This window comes from Gardnerella lacydonensis (assembly GCF_048545055.1).
GTDB lineage: Bacteria > Actinomycetota > Actinomycetes > Actinomycetales > Bifidobacteriaceae > Bifidobacterium > Bifidobacterium vaginale_C.
Genome location: NZ_JBKQXT010000001.1, coordinates 410426 through 429440, shown reverse-complemented (window position 1 = coordinate 429440; position 19015 = coordinate 410426). Strand labels below are relative to the sequence as shown.

Annotated in this window: 11 protein-coding genes and 1 tRNA gene; 2 read left to right on the top strand and 10 right to left on the bottom strand. The window is 43.9% G+C overall.

Features of this window, described 5'->3' with window-relative positions:
• The first annotated feature begins 281 nt into the window (after positions 1-281).
• Positions 282-1724 (top strand): ATP-binding protein, encoded by a 1443-nt coding sequence (locus ACJV45_RS01930; RefSeq protein ID WP_419397519.1) that lies wholly within the window; start codon positions 282-284, stop codon positions 1722-1724.
• A 482-nt stretch (positions 1725-2206) separates the two neighbouring features.
• Here ACJV45_RS01930 and ACJV45_RS01925 read toward each other — a convergent pair whose 3' ends face one another.
• The 5 genes from ACJV45_RS01925 to ACJV45_RS01905 form a co-directional block, all read right to left on the bottom strand.
• Entirely contained in the window at positions 2207-6226 is a 4020-nt protein-coding gene (locus ACJV45_RS01925; protein ID WP_419397518.1) for a DNA-directed RNA polymerase subunit beta', read from the bottom strand.
• Between the two features lie 105 nt (positions 6227-6331).
• A complete protein-coding gene (gene rpoB, locus ACJV45_RS01920) occupies positions 6332-9898 on the bottom strand; it encodes a DNA-directed RNA polymerase subunit beta (RefSeq protein ID WP_020761981.1) in 3567 nt (1188 codons plus the stop codon).
• Between the two features lie 199 nt (positions 9899-10097).
• Positions 10098-10832: a peptide ABC transporter permease gene (locus ACJV45_RS01915; RefSeq protein WP_415686117.1), complete on the bottom strand. Its 735-nt coding sequence runs from the start codon at positions 10830-10832 to the stop codon at positions 10098-10100.
• Between the two features lie 77 nt (positions 10833-10909).
• Positions 10910-11563 (bottom strand): tRNA (cytidine(34)-2'-O)-methyltransferase, encoded by a 654-nt coding sequence (locus tag ACJV45_RS01910; RefSeq protein WP_419397539.1) that lies wholly within the window; start codon positions 11561-11563, stop codon positions 10910-10912.
• A gap of 56 nt (positions 11564-11619) precedes the next feature.
• Complete coding sequence (locus ACJV45_RS01905) at positions 11620-12567, bottom strand: DMT family transporter (RefSeq protein ID WP_020761977.1); 948 nt, start codon at positions 12565-12567, stop codon at positions 11620-11622.
• Positions 12568-13228: 661 nt separating this feature from the next.
• On the opposite strand from ACJV45_RS01905, the gene ACJV45_RS01900 reads away from it, so the two are divergent.
• A tRNA-Ser gene (locus tag ACJV45_RS01900) sits at positions 13229-13313 on the top strand.
• A 110-nt stretch (positions 13314-13423) separates the two neighbouring features.
• Here the strand turns inward: ACJV45_RS01900 and ACJV45_RS01895 are convergent.
• The 5 genes from ACJV45_RS01895 to rplS form a co-directional block, all read right to left on the bottom strand.
• Entirely contained in the window at positions 13424-14161 is a 738-nt protein-coding gene (locus ACJV45_RS01895) for an HNH endonuclease family protein (protein ID WP_004122666.1), read from the bottom strand.
• Positions 14145-16745, bottom strand: coding sequence for a 6TM ABC transporter family protein (locus ACJV45_RS01890; RefSeq protein WP_419397517.1), 2601 nt, complete (start codon positions 16743-16745; stop codon positions 14145-14147). The genes ACJV45_RS01895 and ACJV45_RS01890 overlap by 17 nt, the downstream gene beginning before the upstream one ends.
• A gap of 253 nt (positions 16746-16998) precedes the next feature.
• Positions 16999-17682, bottom strand: coding sequence for a ribonuclease HII (locus ACJV45_RS01885; protein WP_004573792.1), 684 nt, complete (start codon positions 17680-17682; stop codon positions 16999-17001).
• 39 nt (positions 17683-17721) lie between these two features.
• Positions 17722-18576 (bottom strand): signal peptidase I, encoded by an 855-nt coding sequence (lepB, locus tag ACJV45_RS01880; protein WP_419397516.1) that lies wholly within the window; start codon positions 18574-18576, stop codon positions 17722-17724.
• Positions 18577-18614: 38 nt separating this feature from the next.
• The gene (gene rplS / locus ACJV45_RS01875; RefSeq protein ID WP_004114457.1) at positions 18615-18983 is read right to left on the bottom strand and encodes a 50S ribosomal protein L19; all 369 of its coding nucleotides are present in this window, start codon (positions 18981-18983) and stop codon (positions 18615-18617) included.
• Positions 18984-19015 lie beyond the last annotated feature (32 nt).

Sequence of the window (19015 nt, the reverse complement as noted above, 5' to 3'; positions counted from 1 at the left end):
ACGGGCAATCGTTCCCGCTTTTGTTTACCATTCAACACAATACGTAAACAAACACGGGCAAGCATTCACGCTTTCGTTTACCATTTGACCCAAAAAGGGAACAAACACGGGCAAAAAGAAACAAAAACAGGAAAAAGAAACAAAAGCAGCCAAATCAACCAAGGTCGCATTTTCATATCAAAAATGTCGATTCTGCAATAAATCATCAAAATAAAATTGTCGATTCTGCAAAAATTTGCTAAAATAAAATAATCGATTTTGCAAAGAATGGCGGAATTACAATGATTTATAACCTTAATCAATCAGCATCTAGCACAACATACACTATGCGCAAATTTCCACGCAAAATCTACTCACAAATGCTCAATTGGAAAAACTCTTCCAACGGAAAAACAGCACTGCTCATAGAAGGACCACGTCGCGTAGGAAAATCCACTATCGTCAAAGAGTTTGCGCAAAATGAGTACGAAAGCTACATCTTAGTGGATTTTTACACAGCATCTCCAGAAGTAAAACAACTATTCGAAGACCTTTCAGATTTAAACTACATCTTTCTGCAACTCCAGCTAGCGTATAAAACAAGCCTCAAAGAACGCAAGTCGTGCATTATTTTTGATGAAGTTCAACTCTGCCCAAAAGCGCGCCAAGCAATTAAAGCCCTAGTCAACGACGGAAGATACGACTACATAGAAACGGGCTCACTAATTTCAATCCACAAAAACGTTAAAAATATTCTTATTCCAAGCGAAGAACGCAAACTAAAAATGCATCCTATGGATTATGAGGAATTTAAGTGGGCACTTGGCGACAATACAACCATTCCGCTTCTAAAAAAACTCTACGATTCTAAAAAACCAATCGGTCAAGCAGCATGCAGAAAAATGCTAAGAGATTTTAGACTTTATATGCTTGTTGGAGGAATGCCACAAGCTGTTGAAAGCTATATTGAAACCAACGATTTTAGTGTTGTAGATAGAGTAAAACGCGATATTCTTTCACTTTACGAAGATGATTTTAGAAAAATAGACCCTACTGGTAAAATATCTGCAATTTTTGATTCCATTCCAGCTCAACTCATGTCTAACACTTCCCGTTACCATGTTTCGAGCGTTCTTGCTGGCAACAGAGCAAATACTGTTCTTGAACAACTAGCTCAACTAGAAGATTCTGGAACTGTGCTAATCTCCCACCATACTAACGATCCTAATTCTGGAATGTCTCAACACAAAGATTTATCTAAGTTCAAACTCTTTCTTGCAGATACTGGTTTGTTTGTTACGTTAGCATTTAAAGACAAGTCTTTTACAAGCAACGACATTTATATGCGATTGTTAAACGATAAGTTGCAAGTAAATCTAGGTTATGTATACGAAAATATTGTTGCTCAAACTTTGAGCACTCATGGACACGAATTGTATTATCACACTTTTATGGACGGCGACGCGCGCTTAATCGCGGACGATACTAATGTTGAGATTGACAATCACGATAATTGCAATAATCACAACAATCGCAGCTATGAAGTAGATTTCTTGATTGCTGATAAGAACAAGATTGTGCCGATTGAAGTAAAGAGCTCAGGTTATAAAACGCATGCTTCGCTTGATACTTTCGCGCGCAAGTTTTCTTCGCGAATCGCACGGGAAATTCTGATTTATACGAAAGACTACCAACATAACGGAATGCTGGAATACATTCCAATAGTAATGACTGAGTTCTTGTGATTTTCCCGCTTTTGTTTACCATTCGACCCAAAATGGGAACAAACTCGGGCAAGCATTCCTACTTTTGTTTACCATTTGATCCAATACGTAAACAAACTCGGGCAAGCATTCCTACTTTTGTTTACCATTTGACCCAATACGTAAACAAACTCGGGCAAGCATTCCTACTTTTGTTTACCATTTGACCCAATACGTAAACAAACTCGGGCAAGCATTCACGCTTTTGTTTACCATTCAACACAATACGTAAACAAACACGGGCAAAAAGAAACAAAAGCAGGAGAAAGTAAACGCACAAAAAACAAAAAGCCGCGCAAGACGTGTAAAACAAAAATGTGTAAAACAAAAAGCCGCTGCAAGATGCATAAAACAACTTGCAACGGCTAATTCGATTCAGACTAGCAAAACCAAACCTAAAGATTTAAGCAAATCACCCATAAACAGTATGGATAGCCTAAAATCGCCAGCTATACATAGTCTGATTAGTTAAGGTCATCGTCATAATCACCCTGACCACCCTGATCATCAAGGAAGTCATCTGGATTAAACTCATCCCCAAGCTGCATGTCGCCAAAATCAATGTTCGAGAAATCAACATCTCCCATGTTGCTCTCGCCAAAGTTTGACGGAGTGCCATTTGCTCCACCCAAACCAAGGTTTGGATAAACAGCATCACGCACCTCTGGATCTGCAAAGACATCCGCATTACGATAACGCGCCAAACCAGTACCAGCTGGGATGAGCTTACCAATAATAACGTTCTCCTTCAAGCCCTTAAGATCATCTTCCTTCTGACTCAAAGCAGCTTCAGTAAGCACGCGTGTAGTCTCCTGGAAGGATGCGGCAGAAAGCCAAGAATCTGTAGCCAAAGAAGCCTTTGTAATACCCATAAGCTCTGGACGACCAGCAGCAGGCTTACCACCATTCTTAACAGCCTCAAGATTTGCCTCGCGGAACTTAGCCTGATCCACAAGTTCGCCTGGAAGAAGGTTCGTGTCTCCAGAATCAATCACCGTAATACGGCGAAGCATCTGGTGCACAATAACCTCAATATGCTTATCGTGAATATCAACGCCCTGAGAACGGTACACGTTGTGCACTTCTTCCACAATGTTCACCTGAGCAGCACGAGGACCAAGAATTCGCAGAATCTTCTTAGGATCCACAGAACCTTCAATCAGCTGTGTACCAACCTCAACGTGGTCTCCATCCTTAACAAGCATTGGAGCACGACGAGTTACTGGGTAAACGATTGGCTCAACCGTAGTATCGTCTGGAGTCAAAGTCACCTGACGACCATGGTCAGTATCCTCAACCTTCACAACACCTGGGAACTCAGCAATTGGAGCCTCGCCCTTAGGCGTACGAGCCTCGAAAAGCTCGGTAACACGAGGAAGACCCTGCGTAATATCAGAAGCCGAAGCAACACCACCAGAGTGGAAGGAACGAAGCGTAAGCTGCGTACCAGGCTCACCAATAGACTGTGCTGCAACAATACCAACAGCCTCGCCAACATCAACAAGAGAGCTTGTAGCCAAAGACCAACCGTAGCACTTTGCGCAAACGCCACGCTTAGACTCGCAAGTAAGCACAGAACGAGCCTTAACTTCTTCGACACCGTGCGCAACCAAGTCACGCAAAACATCCATCGAAAGCGCGTCACCACACTTAGCCAAAACGGTTGTACCGTCTGCTGGATCAAGCACGTCTGCAGCAAGCAAGCGCGAGTATGGACCACCATCAGCAGCCTTAACAAGCGTCAAATTGCCATTTTCGTCGCGGTCCGCAATCTTCATCATAAGACCACGCTTTGTGCCGCAATCTTCCTCACGAACAATAACTTCCTGAGAAACGTCAACAAGACGACGAGTCAAGTAACCAGATTCTGCAGTACGAAGTGCGGTATCAGCCAAGCCCTTACGCGCACCGTGCTGGGAGATGAAGTACTCCAACACAGAAAGACCATCACGGTAGTTTGACTTGACAGGACGAGGAATAATCTCACCCTTAGGGTTTGCCACTAAGCCTCGCATACCAGCAATCTGACGAATCTGCATCCAGTTACCGCGTGCACCAGACTGAACCATGATGTTCACGTTGTTATCATCATGGAAGTTCTCGCGCATAGCATCTGCAACTTTATCGGTGCATTCAGTCCACAAGTTAATCAACTCTTGACGACGCTCTTCATCTGTAAGAAGACCCATATCGTACTGGGAGTTAATCTTTGCAGCCTGATTCTCGTAGTCTTGTGCAATAGCCTCACGATTTGGAGGAAGCACAATATCAGAGAATGCCATTGTAACGCCAGACCAAGGTGCTCGAGTAAAGCCAAGATCCTTCAAAGCATCAAGGGATGCGGCTACCTGAGCAGTGGAATAACGTGTAGCAATATCGTCAACAATCTTGGAGAGAACACCCTTTGGAACCTGCTGGTTTACAAACGGATAGTCCTCTGGAAGAGTGCCGTTAAACAACACGCGACCGTAGGATGTGGCGAACAATACAGTTCCATCCTTAAAGCGCTCTTCATGAACAACATCTGGGCTGCCTGGCTCTGGGTCTACGACCTTAAGTTCTCCTGGCTCCCAATCCTTTGGTAGCACAAAGTCTTCTGGCACGCGGATTAATACCTTTGCCTGCATGTCAATCTCATGCTTGTCGAGTGCCATTTGCGCTTCGGCAAGCGAGGAGAAGATTCGTCCTTGACCCTTTGCTCCGTCAATTACGGTAGACAAGTAGTACAAGCCCAAAATCATATCCTGAGATGGCATGGTAACAGTGTGACCATCTGCTGGCTTCAAGATATTGTCGGATGCCATCATCAAGCTACGAGCTTCTGCCTGAGCTTCGGCGGAAAGTGGCAGGTGCACTGCCATCTGGTCACCATCGAAGTCGGCGTTGAATGCGGCGCAAGCAAGTGGTGGAAGGTGAATTGCTTTACCTTCAACCAGAATTGGCTCGAATGCCTGAATACCCAAACGGTGAAGTGTAGGAGCACGGTTAAGAAGCACAGGATGCTCAGAAATAACTTCCTCAAGCACGCCCCAAACCTCGGAATCTCCGCGATCTACAAGACGCTTTGCGCTCTTCATATTCTGAGCAAAGCCCTGATCTACCAAACGCTTAATAACGAATGGCTTAAACAGCTCCAACGCCATTGGCTTAGGCAAACCACACTGATGCATGCGAAGGCTTGGGCCAACAACGATTACGGAACGACCAGAATAATCAACTCGCTTACCGAGCAAGTTCTGACGGAATCGACCCTGCTTACCTTTAAGCATATCGGAAAGCGACTTTAGTGGACGGTTCGATGCGCCAGTTACTGGGCGACCACGACGACCGTTGTCGAAGAGTGAATCAACTGCTTCCTGAAGCATGCGCTTTTCGTTGTTAAGCATGATTTCAGGGGCACCAAGTTCAATCAACCTCTTCAAACGATTGTTACGGTTGATTACGCGACGATACAAGTCGTTCAAATCAGATGTTGCAAAGCGTCCACCATCGAGCTGAACCATTGGTCGCAAATCTGGTGGAATAACTGGAATAACATCCAAAACCATTGCTTCTGGCTTGTTTCCAGTGGTAAGGAACGCGTTTACAACTTTAAGTCGCTTCAAAGCGCGCGCCTTGCGCTGACCAGTACCATTGTCGATTTCTTCGCGAAGTTCTACGGCAGCAGACTTAAGGTCGAAGTCCTGCAAGCGCTTCTTGATTGCTTCAGCACCCATGCAGCCTTCAAAATAGTCACCGTAGCGGTCTTCCATTTCTCGCCAAAGGTCTACATCGCCTTCCATATCTCCTGCGCGCAAGCCCTTGAAACGATCGAAAACTGCGTTCAAACGCTGAATCTGCTCATCGTAGCGAGTACGAATAGCAGCCATTTCTCGCTCTGCTCCAGCACGCAACTTAGACTTTGCGTTGCCCTTTGCTTCGCCTGATTCTTCCAGCTCGTGCAGGTCTTCTTCTACCTTCTTTGCGTGAGCTTCAATCTCATTGTCGCGGCGCTTACGAAGATTGCCGATTTCAGTATCGAACTCGTCTTGCAAATCTGGAAGATCTTGATGACGCTGTTCTTCATCTACCTTAGTAACCATATAGGCAGCGAAGTAGATGACCTTCTCTAGGTCTTTTGGAGCAATATCAAGCAGGTAACCTAAGCGGCTTGGCACACCCTTGAAGAACCAAATGTGTGTTACAGGAGCCGCAAGCTCAATATGACCCATGCGTTCACGGCGAACGCGGCTGCGTGTAACTTCCACGCCGCATCGCTCGCACACGATTCCCTTAAAGCGCACGCGCTTATACTTGCCGCACGCGCACTCCCAGTCGCGAGTAGGACCAAAAATCTGCTCACCGAACAGACCATCCTTCTCTGGTTTAAGGGTACGGTAATTAATGGTTTCTGGCTTCTTAACTTCGCCGTGGCTCCAGCTACGGATGTCGTCGGCGGTTGCCAGTCCAATCCTCAGTTTGTCAAATGCGTTGACGTCCAGCACTATTATCGTCCTGTCTCATGAAATTGTTTTTCTAAGTTTCTTAAAGTGATTAGTGATTAGTGATTAAGTGATTTCTAATCACTGATATCACTGGTATCACTGGTATCACTGGTATTCAGGTTCTTGAATAACTTGATCTTCCTTGGCGGACGAATCTGGTCGCGCACCAATGTTGAAGCCCAAATCTTCAGAAGACGACACCGGATCATCATCCTCATCCTTCATGTCAATTGCCACTCCTTCGGAGTTAAGCACCTCAACATTCAAGGAGAGCGACTGCATTTCCTTGAGCAACACCTTGAAGGACTCAGGAATACCAGCTGGTGGAAGGTTATCGCCCTTGACAATAGCGCCATACACGCGCACGCGACCGTCAACGTCATCAGACTTTGTGGTCATCATTTCGTGCAATGTGTAAGCAGCACCATAAGCCTCAAGCGCCCACACTTCCATTTCGCCGAAGCGCTGGCCGCCGAACTGCGCCTTACCACCCAACGGCTGCTGGGTAATCATAGAGTAAGGACCAGTGGAACGAGCGTGAATCTTATCATCAACCAAGTGATGCAGCTTCAAGATGTACATGTAACCAACAGAAATTGGCTTAGGGAATGGCTCACCAGTGCGACCATCGAACAATGTTGCCTTACCGTCGGAACCAACGAGCTTATTGCCGTCGCGATCGGTAAGAGTCGTACTCAAAAGACCCTTCAAAGTCTCTGGACGAACACCGTCGAACACTGGAGTTGCAACAGGAGTGCATGGATCGCCATGCTCAGCACCTTCTGGCACATACTTCTTCCAAGCAGCCTCAAGGTCTGGATCCAAATTAATATCCCAGCCAGCGTGAGCAATCCAACCCAAGTGAAGCTCGAGCACCTGACCCAAGTTCATTCGAGAAGGCACACCCAACGGGTTAAGCATAATGTCAACTGGAGTACCATCAGCCAAGAATGGCATATCCTCTTCTGGCAAAATGCGGGAAATAACACCCTTGTTGCCGTGACGACCAGAAAGCTTATCGCCCTGCGTAATCTTACGATGCTGAGCAATGTAAACGCGAATCATCTGGTTTACGCCATTTGGAAGCTCATCGCCATCATCTTCAGCGTCTTCACGAGTGATTTCCTTAACAGCAATCACAGTACCAGTTTCGCCGTGTGGCACGCGCAAAGAAGTGTCTCGAACTTCACGGCTCTTTTCGCCAAAGATCGCACGAAGCAAGCGCTCTTCTGGAGTAAGCTCAGTCTCGCCCTTAGGCGTTACCTTACCAACCAAAATGTCGCCAGCTTCAACCTCGGCACCAATGCGAATAATACCGCGCTCATCGAGGTTTGCAATAGCGTCTTCGCCAACGTTTGGAAGGTCGCGAGTAATCTCTTCTGCACCAAGCTTGGTTTCGCGCGCGTCAATCTCGTACTCTTCAATGTGAATCGAAGAAAGCGTATCGTCTTGCACGAGTCGCTGAGAGATAATCACAGCATCCTCATAGTTGTAGCCGTTCCAAGGCATAAACGCAACGAGCAAATTCTTTCCGAGTGCAAGCTCGCCCTTGTCTGTTGCAGGACCATCAGCCAAAACAGTTCCTGCTTCCACACGCTCGCCATCTTTAATAAGCGGCACCTGGTTGTAGCAGGTAGTCTGGTTGGAACGCTGGAACTTGGAAAGCTTGTAGCTAGATTGAGTTCCGTCATCGTTCATAACGCGAATAATATCTGCAGAAACGTAGGTTACAACGCCTGGCTTTTCGGAAAGAATCACGTCTCCAGAATCAACTGCAGCACGCCATTCGGAACCCGTACCAACAAGTGGACGCTCCGACTTAATAAGCGGCACAGCCTGACGCTGCATGTTAGTACCCATCAAAGCACGGTGGCCTTCATCGTGCTCCAAGAATGGAATCAAGCTTGCGCCAAGAGAAACCATCTGTCGTGGGGAAACATCCATGTAGTCAACAGTGCTTACAGGCACATCGACTGCTTCTTCTTCGTCAACACGAGCAAGTGCCTGAGTGCCAACAAAGTTGCCATTTTCATCGAGTTCCTGATTTGCCTGAGCAATAACGTGTTCGGCTTCGCGATCTGCAGTCATATATTCGACTTCGTTAGTCACATGACCATTAACAACCTTACGATAAGGTGTTTCAATAAAGCCGAATGGGTTGATGCGACCAAAGGTTGCAAGCGAACCGATAAGACCGATGTTTGGACCTTCTGGGGATTCGATTGGGCACATACGACCAAAGTGGGATGGGTGCACGTCTCGAACTTCCATAGATGCGCGATCTCTAGAAAGACCACCAGGACCAAGAGCCGAAAGACGACGCTTGTTTGTAACACCTGCCAAAGGATTGTTCTGATCCATAAACTGGCTAAGCTGAGAAGTTCCGAAGAACTCCTTAATAGTAGCGTTAACTGGTCGAATGTTAATCAAAGACTGTGGTGTAATCGCCTCAGCATCTTGCGTGGTCATGCGCTCGCGCACAACGCGCTCCATACGGCTTAAGCCAGTACGAATCTGATTCTGTACAAGCTCGCCAACCTGACGGATTCGACGGTTTCCAAAGTGATCAATATCGTCCACGTCTACACGCAACTGTACATCTTCGCCATCACGCTTGCCTGGGAAGGTCTTTTCGCCCGAGTGCAAAGTAACCAAATACTTGATTGTGGCGATAATGTCTTCGCGATTCAAGCTGCGATCGTTGTAATCCGCTTCCAAACCAAGCTTGCGATTGATCTTATAGCGACCAACGCGCGCCAAATCGTAGCGCTTTGTGTTGAAGTAGAAGGATTCGAGCAAATTGCGACCCGCGTCTGGAGTTGCGGTATCTGCTGGGCGAATCTTGCGATACAAGTCTGTAAGAGCATCATTTTGAGTGTCGATTGGCTCTTTTTCTAGAGCATCGAGAACAAGAGGATACCCTTGGAATGCCTCGGCAATTTCTGGCTTAGTCATGCCAATTGCCATCAAGAACACTATTGCAGACTGCTTACGCTTGCGATCTACGCGCACGCCAAGAACATCGCGCTTATCAATCTCAAACTCAAGCCACGCTCCGCGACTTGGAATGATTTTTGCGCCAAAAACGTCTTTGTCGGAAGTGCGATCTTGCGTGCGGTCAAAATACACGCCTGGGGAACGCACAAGCTGGGACACGATTACGCGCTCAGTGCCGCCAATAATGAATGTTCCGTGTGGTGTTTGCAGCGGGAAATCACCCATAAACACAGTCTGGCTCTTAATCTCGCCAGTTTCGCCGTTTTCAAACTCTGCGTTTACATACAAAGGAGCGGAATATGTGTAATCCTTCTCTTTGCACTCAAGCACAGTGTGACGTGGCTCTTCAAAATATGGATCCGAGAATGTGAGGCTCATTGTCTCAGCAAAATTCTCAATTGGAGAAATCTCTTGGAACACTTCTTCCAGACCAGAGACATGAGGCACAGTGTGAGTGCCATTTGCCTCATCTTCTTCGACGCGCTTCTTCCAACGCTCGGAGCCGATCAGCCAGTCAAAGCTGTCGGTTTGCACACCGAGGAGGTATGGCACATCGATTGGCTCACAAATGGAGCCGAAATTCACACGATCCGACGCTTTATGCAATTTAATGCTATGCTCGTCGGCACGCGCGATGACTTTGGTGGTGTTCGTCGTAGCTTGTTCAGCAGCCAATGGACGTTCCTTTATCGCTAGCTAGTTTTCTTAATCCTTGGGAGCTTTAGAAAATCGCAGCAAACGCGCTTAAAATCAATGATTTTGGGTTTGCGGGCGCCTTCTTCGGTTCCTTGAGTATGCCCGCTATATGACACACCTTGTACAAGGAAACAATTTTACCCCTTCGCTTCGACTTTTTGCGCCATTTGTGCATGTGCTAGCGAACAGAAATAACCACGGGATTGCTTTGTAATCCTGACACATCTTTATGCTCAATTTGTGCAATATACGTTCCGCGCGAAACTTTAGGCAAGTCGGCGTCATCTAAGCAATCCTTGCCAGTAGGCGTTCCGACTGTAGCATCCGTACTCCATACGATTTTTTTCTCGTACGAATCACCTTTTGCCATTAACAAAGGCTTGAGTGGAATTTCGCACACATCTGATCTCCACTGCGGCTCTATTTTCTGCTGCTTTTCTTGCTTTTCTCTAGATTTATCGGATTTATCAGATTTATCAGACTTATCAGACTTATCAGCACTTACGCTGTCTCCAATTGTCAACACCATTCTGCCATCCGACGCATCTATTCTGCAAGAATCGTCTCCTTCATGAACTATGCGAGCAGTAAATTCTACGCTTCCTCCCATCGGTACAGATTGCGATGCTGAGGTTAATTCAATACGAACGTCTTTTGCACTACATTTTTTTATGATTCCAACAGGCCTTGGATCTGGCACAAGTTGTTTAGATAGAGTAACGTCTGAATGTTTGCTTATAGCACTTCCAATTGCAGATATGCCTTTAAAAATGCTAATTATGCAAAAGATACAAAACACTAAAACAGCCAGCAGCCCCACGCAAACTACGATTCGGCGACGAATGTACATGCGACGGCGCGCAGCACTAATCTTCCGCTTCGGTTTACGTTTTAACACAGGCATAGTCACCATTGTAATGCATGAGTAGTTTTAAGACTATTTTTGACTATAGGCTATTTTGCTATTTTCTATAAGCTATTTTCTGTAGACTATTTTCCGCCCTCAAATCCAAGCTGACGCCACGCTTCATAAATTGCGATTGATGCGCAATTCGTAAGATTTAAGCTTCTAAGCGAAGGACGCATCGGCAAGCGAACCTGTTCCGCAACATGAGGACCAGCCATAATATCCATTGGGTCTGGAATATCTCCTGGCTCCGGTCCAAAAAGCAGAATATCGTTCGGCTTATACTCAATATCTGTGTAAAGTTTTGTGGCATTTGCAGTAAACGCAATTATGCGAGAATTTGGCATTGATTCCACAAGGTTTTCAAAATTCGGGTGCATAACAACGTGTGCCATATCGTGATAATCAAGACCCGCGCGGCGAAGCTTTGTGTCTTGAAGATTAAATCCAAGCGGCTCTACAAGATGCAAAATGGTGCCCGTTACCGCGCAAAGACGAATCGCAGAGCCTGTGTTTCCTGGGATTCTAGGTGAATAGAAGCACAAGTGCGGGGTCTGAGTTTGCGCAGTGCTTGCATCTTGCGCGCTTAGCATTGCATCCATAACGCTGATTGGATTTCCGTGCGCGTCTGTTACAAGCTCGTCCGGACCGTAGTTTGACTTTCGGTAGCCGTACTCATACATCTGCTCTACACGATTGACTGGGTTTTGTGTGTCTTGATTTTGTGCGTCTTGCATACTTTTATCTTCTTTACTTTTATCTTCTTTACTTGTGACTTGCATACTCGTAATAATCACCTCAATAAAATCATCATAATAAAAATAAGCGCAAATCCTGCAAAATCAGCCCACGAGAACACAGCTCCAGTAAACACAACAGCCGTGATTGCCGCCATAACAGGCTCGCTCGCCCCCAAAAGCGTTCCGCGCACAGATCCGACTCGCATAACGCCAGCCAAAAACATCCAATATGCGCCAAAAGTTCCGCCAACAATCGTAAAAGTAAACAGCAAATACGCGCGCAAATCCAAAGGAGGCATTGTTTGCCATGGTCGCACAAATGGCAGCATAATAAGACCTGCAATAATAAACGTAATTCCGTTTACAGTAAGATTTCCCCATTTTGCAATCAATTTAACTGGCATAATCGCAAGAGCCGCCGTACTTGCAGCATCTGCCAATCCCCACAAAAGTCCCATCAACGGCAGCGAAAGCGAGCTAAAATTGCCACCCGTTGCCATAAGCGCAGTTCCTGCAAATGCAAGCAAAACACCAATGTTTTCGAGCAAAGTCGGAGTTCTTTTTGACCGCAAACACACATAAACAAGCACAAAAAGCAGATTCAGGCTTTGCAAAACAGTAGCCGTGCCAGAGTTAGTCCAGTCAATTGTAAAAAGATACGCCACTTGCGTTAAAAGCACACATACAATACCTGTTACGACTAGCATTGGCCATGATTTTTTTGTACTTAATGCACCAACGAGTTGCTTGCGATTAACAATTGACGCAACGATTACAAAAAGCACGCCTGCAGCAAGCTGACGAACGCACGCGATTTGCAACGGACTCACAAGGTATTGCGACATTAGAATCTTAGAAACAGTAGCATTTGTACCCCAAAGCGCGCCACCAAGAATCGTTAAGATTATGCCAATCATCATTGTGCGCGGACTATGATCCACCGCAGGATTTGGCTTTTTAGGCTTTATTTTTTGGATATTCTTTACAAAACCAACATCCATGCTAAACACCTTCTAAACTTAAATCCTGTATTTGATAATAATCCTGTAGTTTTGCGCATATGTAGTAAGTCGTAAGTTGCAAACCTCGCAAATCGCTTACTACATATGAAAAATCTACACTATCACATAATCAACAACACGCACATAATCAACAACACGCAATTGCAAAGGTTGTGTGTGCAATAAATCTATTGAGGTGATTTGAGAATCGCGAAAACGTTAGAAATGTCGCTCGCGCGTTACGGCGCGCTATTCCTCACGGCTATTAGTAGCCGTTCGGCTGATTTGGCGCATAAAGTCCACTGGACTTTATGCCTTTAAGCCAAATCACGCTTTGAAGGAGCTTGAAATGCGTTATGCAATTTCAAGCTCAGTCAAAGCGCTTTACTTGCGTTGAAAGCACACCGTGCTTTCAACTTGAGCAAGCTCAGCGCTCCGAATTGGAAAATCGTTAGCGCGGTCTAAGCGCGCTAACGTCTTCGCCGCACGTAAAGTCCACTGGACTTTACGTTTGAGCGGCTCAGCGAATCGAGGTGATTTCTCGCGCATTATGCAGCTCGAAATCGTCGATTCGCGCCACGCGCGACTTTGCATTATCCTCAGTTTATGTTATCTTATTTAAGTTGTCTTTCGTTATGCTGTTTAGCACAATGATTGATGTGGAGAATTCGCCTAGTGGTCTATGGCGCACGCTTGGAAAGCGTGTTGGTGTAACAGCCTCACGAGTTCGAATCTCGTATTCTCCGCGCTTAGGGTTCTAGCCAATTGGTCTGGTTGGAACCCTTTTTATATATTTGCCTATGCATCAAGATATATAAATATACAAGCAGCTTAGCGTCGAAGCTTAGCGTCGAACTCAACTATTAGGCAATTTCTGCGCAGAACAACCGTGCAAAATTGAAGCCATGCTACGTTTTTCTGCACTAGTAACGCTAAGATCGTACTTATACTTAACAGCAATCTGCCTAGCTACATAATCGCATCTAAAGGATTTATTAGATGGCAGCCAATAAGCTGCAGAAGCAGATCCTTTTTCTTGATTCGCTGCTCCTTGAACAGCAAGAAGATTAAGCATATCGTTACCAAACTTAATCCTCTTCGCATGACTCCATTTCCAGGCTCCTGATTGCCAAGCGTTTTCTAGCGCTACAACATGGTCGATTTGAACAAGAGCACTAGTTTTTCTTCCTCGAACAAAATTAATATTCAAGCCAGTATAAGGATCATGCAAAAGCCCTGATGCCACCTTGCAAGAACCAGAATACTTAAAACGAACCTGTTTTAAATCGCGCGCAAGAACATCTTCTCTAACATCACAGCCATTTTTATCAACATCTGTAGTCCTGTATCCAAAGACACTCCTGTTGTATCCAGACGGGTGTGATTTAGCGACTTTTAGCTTATTAAGAAGAGCAGCAGCATCTCCATCAGCAACGTATTCACCAGTAATTTCGCCAACATCATGATTGATTTTTGGCAGAACAAGCCCAATAACAATGCCTATAAGAATAGCCAAAGAAATAAGCCATATAAAAGAGGTTATTCTTTTGGATATAGGATTACTTGAATAATGCGTATTACGATCGTACTGCATGATTTATGTCTACAACCCAAGGGATACGCCTAATAACAACGTCTAAAACTTGTTGAATAAGGCTAATAAGCACAATAATTGCCATAACCGCGTAAACAACATTCCATTGTGGATTCTTAGTGACAATTGGGTGAATAGTGTTAGAAACAAGCATTATTGTGTTCGCAATACCTATAAGAGCAACAGACATAAGAATTGCCTGCATTCTTCCCACTTTACGAGATAATCGCACTCGCTGTTGCGAAAGCTTACGCATTGAATCAACAACACGCTTAACACAATGCTCACCCTGTCGGAAAGCTAGAACCTCATCAATACCAAGTTCTACATCATCAACTTCAAGCTCCACCATCTTTTGTTCTGAATGAACTTTCTTAATAAAACTGCGGAGTCTAAGTCTAAATAATCCTGGAATTATAAACACTATTAGAGCACAAATCACAACAGCAAAAATAGCAATTTGAATATCAAAGTAACATAACAAGACGATTGCTGGAATAATCGACAAAACCATTCCAACACTCATGCTTAAACCTGCCTTGTGCAAATGCGCATGATGAAGATCCACGCCAGCAAAAGATGTTACTAATGTTATGCATCTTAAACATGCACATACGCTTACGATAAGCACGTATTCTTGCACAGCAAGTCCAAAAAGCGGGCGATTAGCGATAGCGAACATTGCTGCAAAAGTGCAAACAGGTATCAACACTGCGCAAACTATATTGATTGCTGTAGAAAATGCTGAAAGAATCGCAAAAAATGCCTTTTTCAACGAAGATATGGTGGATTTACTTTCATGAGCTAAATCTTTCAATAAGCCTTCGTGTTTTGCATTATTAAAATTCTTATTAGAGTTTTTATCAAAGCTTTTAGCATATTCGTCTACTCTATTAGCTTTATCAACGCTACCATCTGCAAGATTTTCGGCATAAGAGCTAATAGCACTAGAACTAGCGTAATGCGAATTATGATATACACTAACGTGAACCAAATTGTCTGCTTTAGAAACGTAGTTATCATCTGGCAAAAATACAAGAATCGTAGCTTTTTTAGCAACATGACGCAAAATATCACATAAATTCTTAGCTTCATCAGAACTAATATCGCTTGAAGAATAGTCGAAAATATACACTGGAGTTCTACGAATAAGCGCACGAGCCATAATAATTCGTCGGAAAATGTCTTGCTTATTTTCAACCTGAATATTATCTACGCGCAAATCTAATCCGTTATAATCCGCATAAACAACACCATCTACATGAGCAGTACGCAATGCTTGCCACATGGATGTAGTAGTAGCATTAGACGATGCCATGAGCAGATTCTCTCGCAAAGTGGCTGAAAACAGATGACTATTTGAACGAACAATAGTAACAAGATCTGCAATAGCACCAGGATTTGCATTATTTAGTGAAACATAAGTTGAGTTTCCAGAAATATCACCAAAATCAGATACTACAAAAGGCGATTCAACATCTACTTCAGGAAAACCATATCTATCGCTGTAAGATAGCGCAACATCTGATTTATCGCTAAAAACTACGCCATTCAAAACATTATTAGTAAATAAGTCGTAGTATTCCTTTGGCATTACATTCAATTTTCCACTTGAAATATTAAAGGATGCGCGCAAAGGTTTATTATTTTCAGTGAAATTGCATCGCACATGAAGAGAAACATTACTAGCTCCATCTGGGATGTTCAGCGACTTTTTATTATCTGAGAAATCTATGGAATCTGCAGAAGCAGAAGATTCTACAGAGTCTAAATTAGAAGAATGAACTTTACTAGAAGCAACACTTTTAAACAAGTCACTAATGTTATTCAAACCTAAAACAGCCCGATTTTTAATATGCATACAGTTAGCAACTCTACGTATTGGATCTACGCTTAGCATAAGAAGTGGCAAAGTTAGCATTGCAGCAGGAAGACCAACAGATTTAACAGAAAGAAGCCAAACTGTAGAAATAATTGCGACACCAGTCATTAAATACGTTAAAAATACGCATAAACAGCGCCACAAAACGCGAACATCTGCAAGAGCAGATATAAGTGCCAAAGTAGAAAAAATTGACGCAAAAACGCAAATAGTGGCAACATAAGAGTTTATTGAAAACATTGCAACACTAACCGCAAAAGGCATGGGGAAAGCAGCAATAATCTGCGGCAAAAGTAAACCAGACCAACGTTGAACCCACGCAACATCATCGTTCACGCAAATAGAAGAATATCCCTTAGACCACTTTTTAGAAGAACTCAAAGAAAGCATAGAGCGCAACATTTTTGGTCTAAGCTTCATAGATACGCGAGTTCCAATTTCGGTAGAAATAGTGCATGACTGATGGAACGCAATATATTTTACGATGAGTATTCCAACAAGAGAAATAAGATAAGACGTCAATTCAACAGAGCTTAACAAGGATTTGCCAGTATATTTTGCAGGAATAAGCACTGGCGAAAGAATGCCAACACAAACATACACAAAACCAATATTTGCAAGAGAAGATATAGCAAGACACGCCGCTCTTAAAACAACCAAGTGCTTAACACCTGGAACAAAAGCGAAGAAACGACCAATCATTTAACTATCCTTTTCTTTTCCATAGAAAACTCTTTTAAATTCCAAAAACACTTTCACGCACTGCAAAGTAAACACACGATACCCTGCAGATTGAATCTACAAATTCGAGTAGCTCGCACTGTTAAAATCAGCTTTAAATCTCTTAAAAACGCTATCTAAACACTCTCTACAAACACATACTCACGCACTAGCTCACTACCCCTTTAGCATTCAAGATTACGCTGAGCATCAGGCATCAACACGCCGAAGAACTTTAGCTTAAATGCCAACTAATACGATGCAAATCACTAGGGCCATACTCTAAAATCGCAGCTCTATGCGATTTAGAACCATAACCCTTGTTATGTGCCCAATCATAAATTTTATATTTAGGATCGTCAGACAAGCTTGTCATAAGAGAATCTCGAGTCACCTTTGCGATAACAGAAGCTGCAGAAACACTAGCACACTTCTGATCAGCCTTAACTAAAGTGTGAACTTTAACAGGAAACTCCATACTAGGCGCATCAAAAGTTCCAGAAACCTTACCAATATAATTAAATGGTCCATCTAAAATCGCTGCAATATGAGCATTTTCAAGCTTATATCTCATACTGTTTTGCACATCTGAAATTGCACGAATCGCTGCCACACCAAGAGCATAACTTATTCCCCACTCGTCAATCTCGCGATTTGTACAAGAACCAACAGCAAAAGCATCGCACCAATTTTCAAGAGGCTCCAATAATCCTTCACGTTTGTGAGCGTTAATAAGCTTGGAATCAGCTAATCCAGCAGGAAAATAACCAGAATTAATTTTATCGGCACCAAAAAGCGCAGCACCAACCATAACAGGACCAGCTAAACTACCACGTCCAACCTCATCTAATCCAATAACCCAATCGAAGCCACTTTTTAAAAGATCTTGCTCAAAGTTAAAAGACGGAACAGCAGCCAAAATCTCCCCAAATCTAATATTTACGCACGTTTACAAGAACTATTTAGCATCTGACTTATTTCTTACATCATCAAACGCATCGCTATGATTTTCAAAAATACCCATACGATTCAAAGGCCAAAAACGCATAAATGCCACGCCTTCAACCTTAGAAATAGGCACCAAACCATCGTCACCATCATTCTTATGATACCTAGAATCCGCAGAATTAGCGCGATTATCTCCTAGAACAAATACATGACCAGGTTTAACCTTCACCTTAAATGGGAAGGAACTAGGACTTACACCTGGTTTAATATAAGCAGATTCAAGCACAGGAATACCATTAACAAGAATTGGGTCACCATCGCCCTTACATTCAACGGTATCTCCAGGCAATCCAATTAAACGCTTTATAAGATCTTTACCAGACACAATTCCGCCGCTACTATTTTCACCTCGAAGCCAATTAGCAGGATCTTCAAAAACAACAATATCTCCACGATTTAGCGGAAACAGTCGAGGAGTGAGTTTAGACGTAACAACATAATCGCCAATATGAATTGTGTCTAACATGGAGCCAGACGGAATAAAATATACGCCGAGAATAAAAACACGAAGAAAAATAACAACAAGAATAGGCACAAGATACCATGCAACAAGCTCTTTCCAAGATGTTTTAAAAAGCTTGCGAGCACGAACCTTGGACTGAGATTTAGAGGAATCATAATCACTATCTTTATATCCAGAAATATGATTCCCTTTTATTTTTCCATGCCTAGCACGTTTAGCACTGAAGCCAGAAGCTAGACTTGGTCTTTCTTCTGGCTCCGGTGGAACTGGAGAAGGATTTAAGCCGTGACCTGCCACATTAACAATGTGACCATCGCTATTTTGCAAGTCTTCGGCAGACATATTAATCCTTAACGTTAAATCCTTAACCTTAAATAAATTTACTTAGCAGCGCTGTTGTCACGACGCTCGGCAATACGAGCAGCCTTACCACGCAAAGCGCGCAAGTAGTAAAGCTTAGCGCGACGAACGCGACCGCTACGAACCAGCTTAATCGAATCGATAGCTGGGGAATGAAGTGGGAAGCGACGCTCAACACCAGTGCCGAAGCTCACCTTACGCACAACGAAAGTCTCGCGAACGCCAGCACCCTTACGAGCGATAACAACGCCAGTAAAGGTCTGAATACGAGTATTGTTGCCTTCCTGAATCTTAACGTTAACGTCAACAGTATCTCCAGGACGGAAAGCTGGGATTTCCTCAGCAGACTTAAGATGCTTAGCATCAAATGCTTCTACAGCATTCACCATGATAATTCCTCCTCGCCGCCGCATATCGACGT

Coding starts and splice junctions, on each gene's coding strand:
- lepB (WP_419397516.1), bottom strand. CDS start 18,576: ATGTCTGCCGAAGACTTGCAAAATAGCGATGGTCACATTGTTAATGTG.
- ACJV45_RS01905 (WP_020761977.1), bottom strand. CDS start 12,567: ATGGATGTTGGTTTTGTAAAGAATATCCAAAAAATAAAGCCTAAAAAG.
- ACJV45_RS01890 (WP_419397517.1), bottom strand. CDS start 16,745: ATGATTGGTCGTTTCTTCGCTTTTGTTCCAGGTGTTAAGCACTTGGTT.
- ACJV45_RS01930 (WP_419397519.1), top strand. CDS start 282: ATGATTTATAACCTTAATCAATCAGCATCTAGCACAACATACACTATG.
- ACJV45_RS01915 (WP_415686117.1), bottom strand. CDS start 10,832: ATGGTGACTATGCCTGTGTTAAAACGTAAACCGAAGCGGAAGATTAGT.
- ACJV45_RS01895 (WP_004122666.1), bottom strand. CDS start 14,161: ATGCAGTACGATCGTAATACGCATTATTCAAGTAATCCTATATCCAAA.
- rplS (WP_004114457.1), bottom strand. CDS start 18,983: ATGGTGAATGCTGTAGAAGCATTTGATGCTAAGCATCTTAAGTCTGCT.
- ACJV45_RS01910 (WP_419397539.1), bottom strand. CDS start 11,563: ATGCAAGACGCACAAAATCAAGACACACAAAACCCAGTCAATCGTGTA.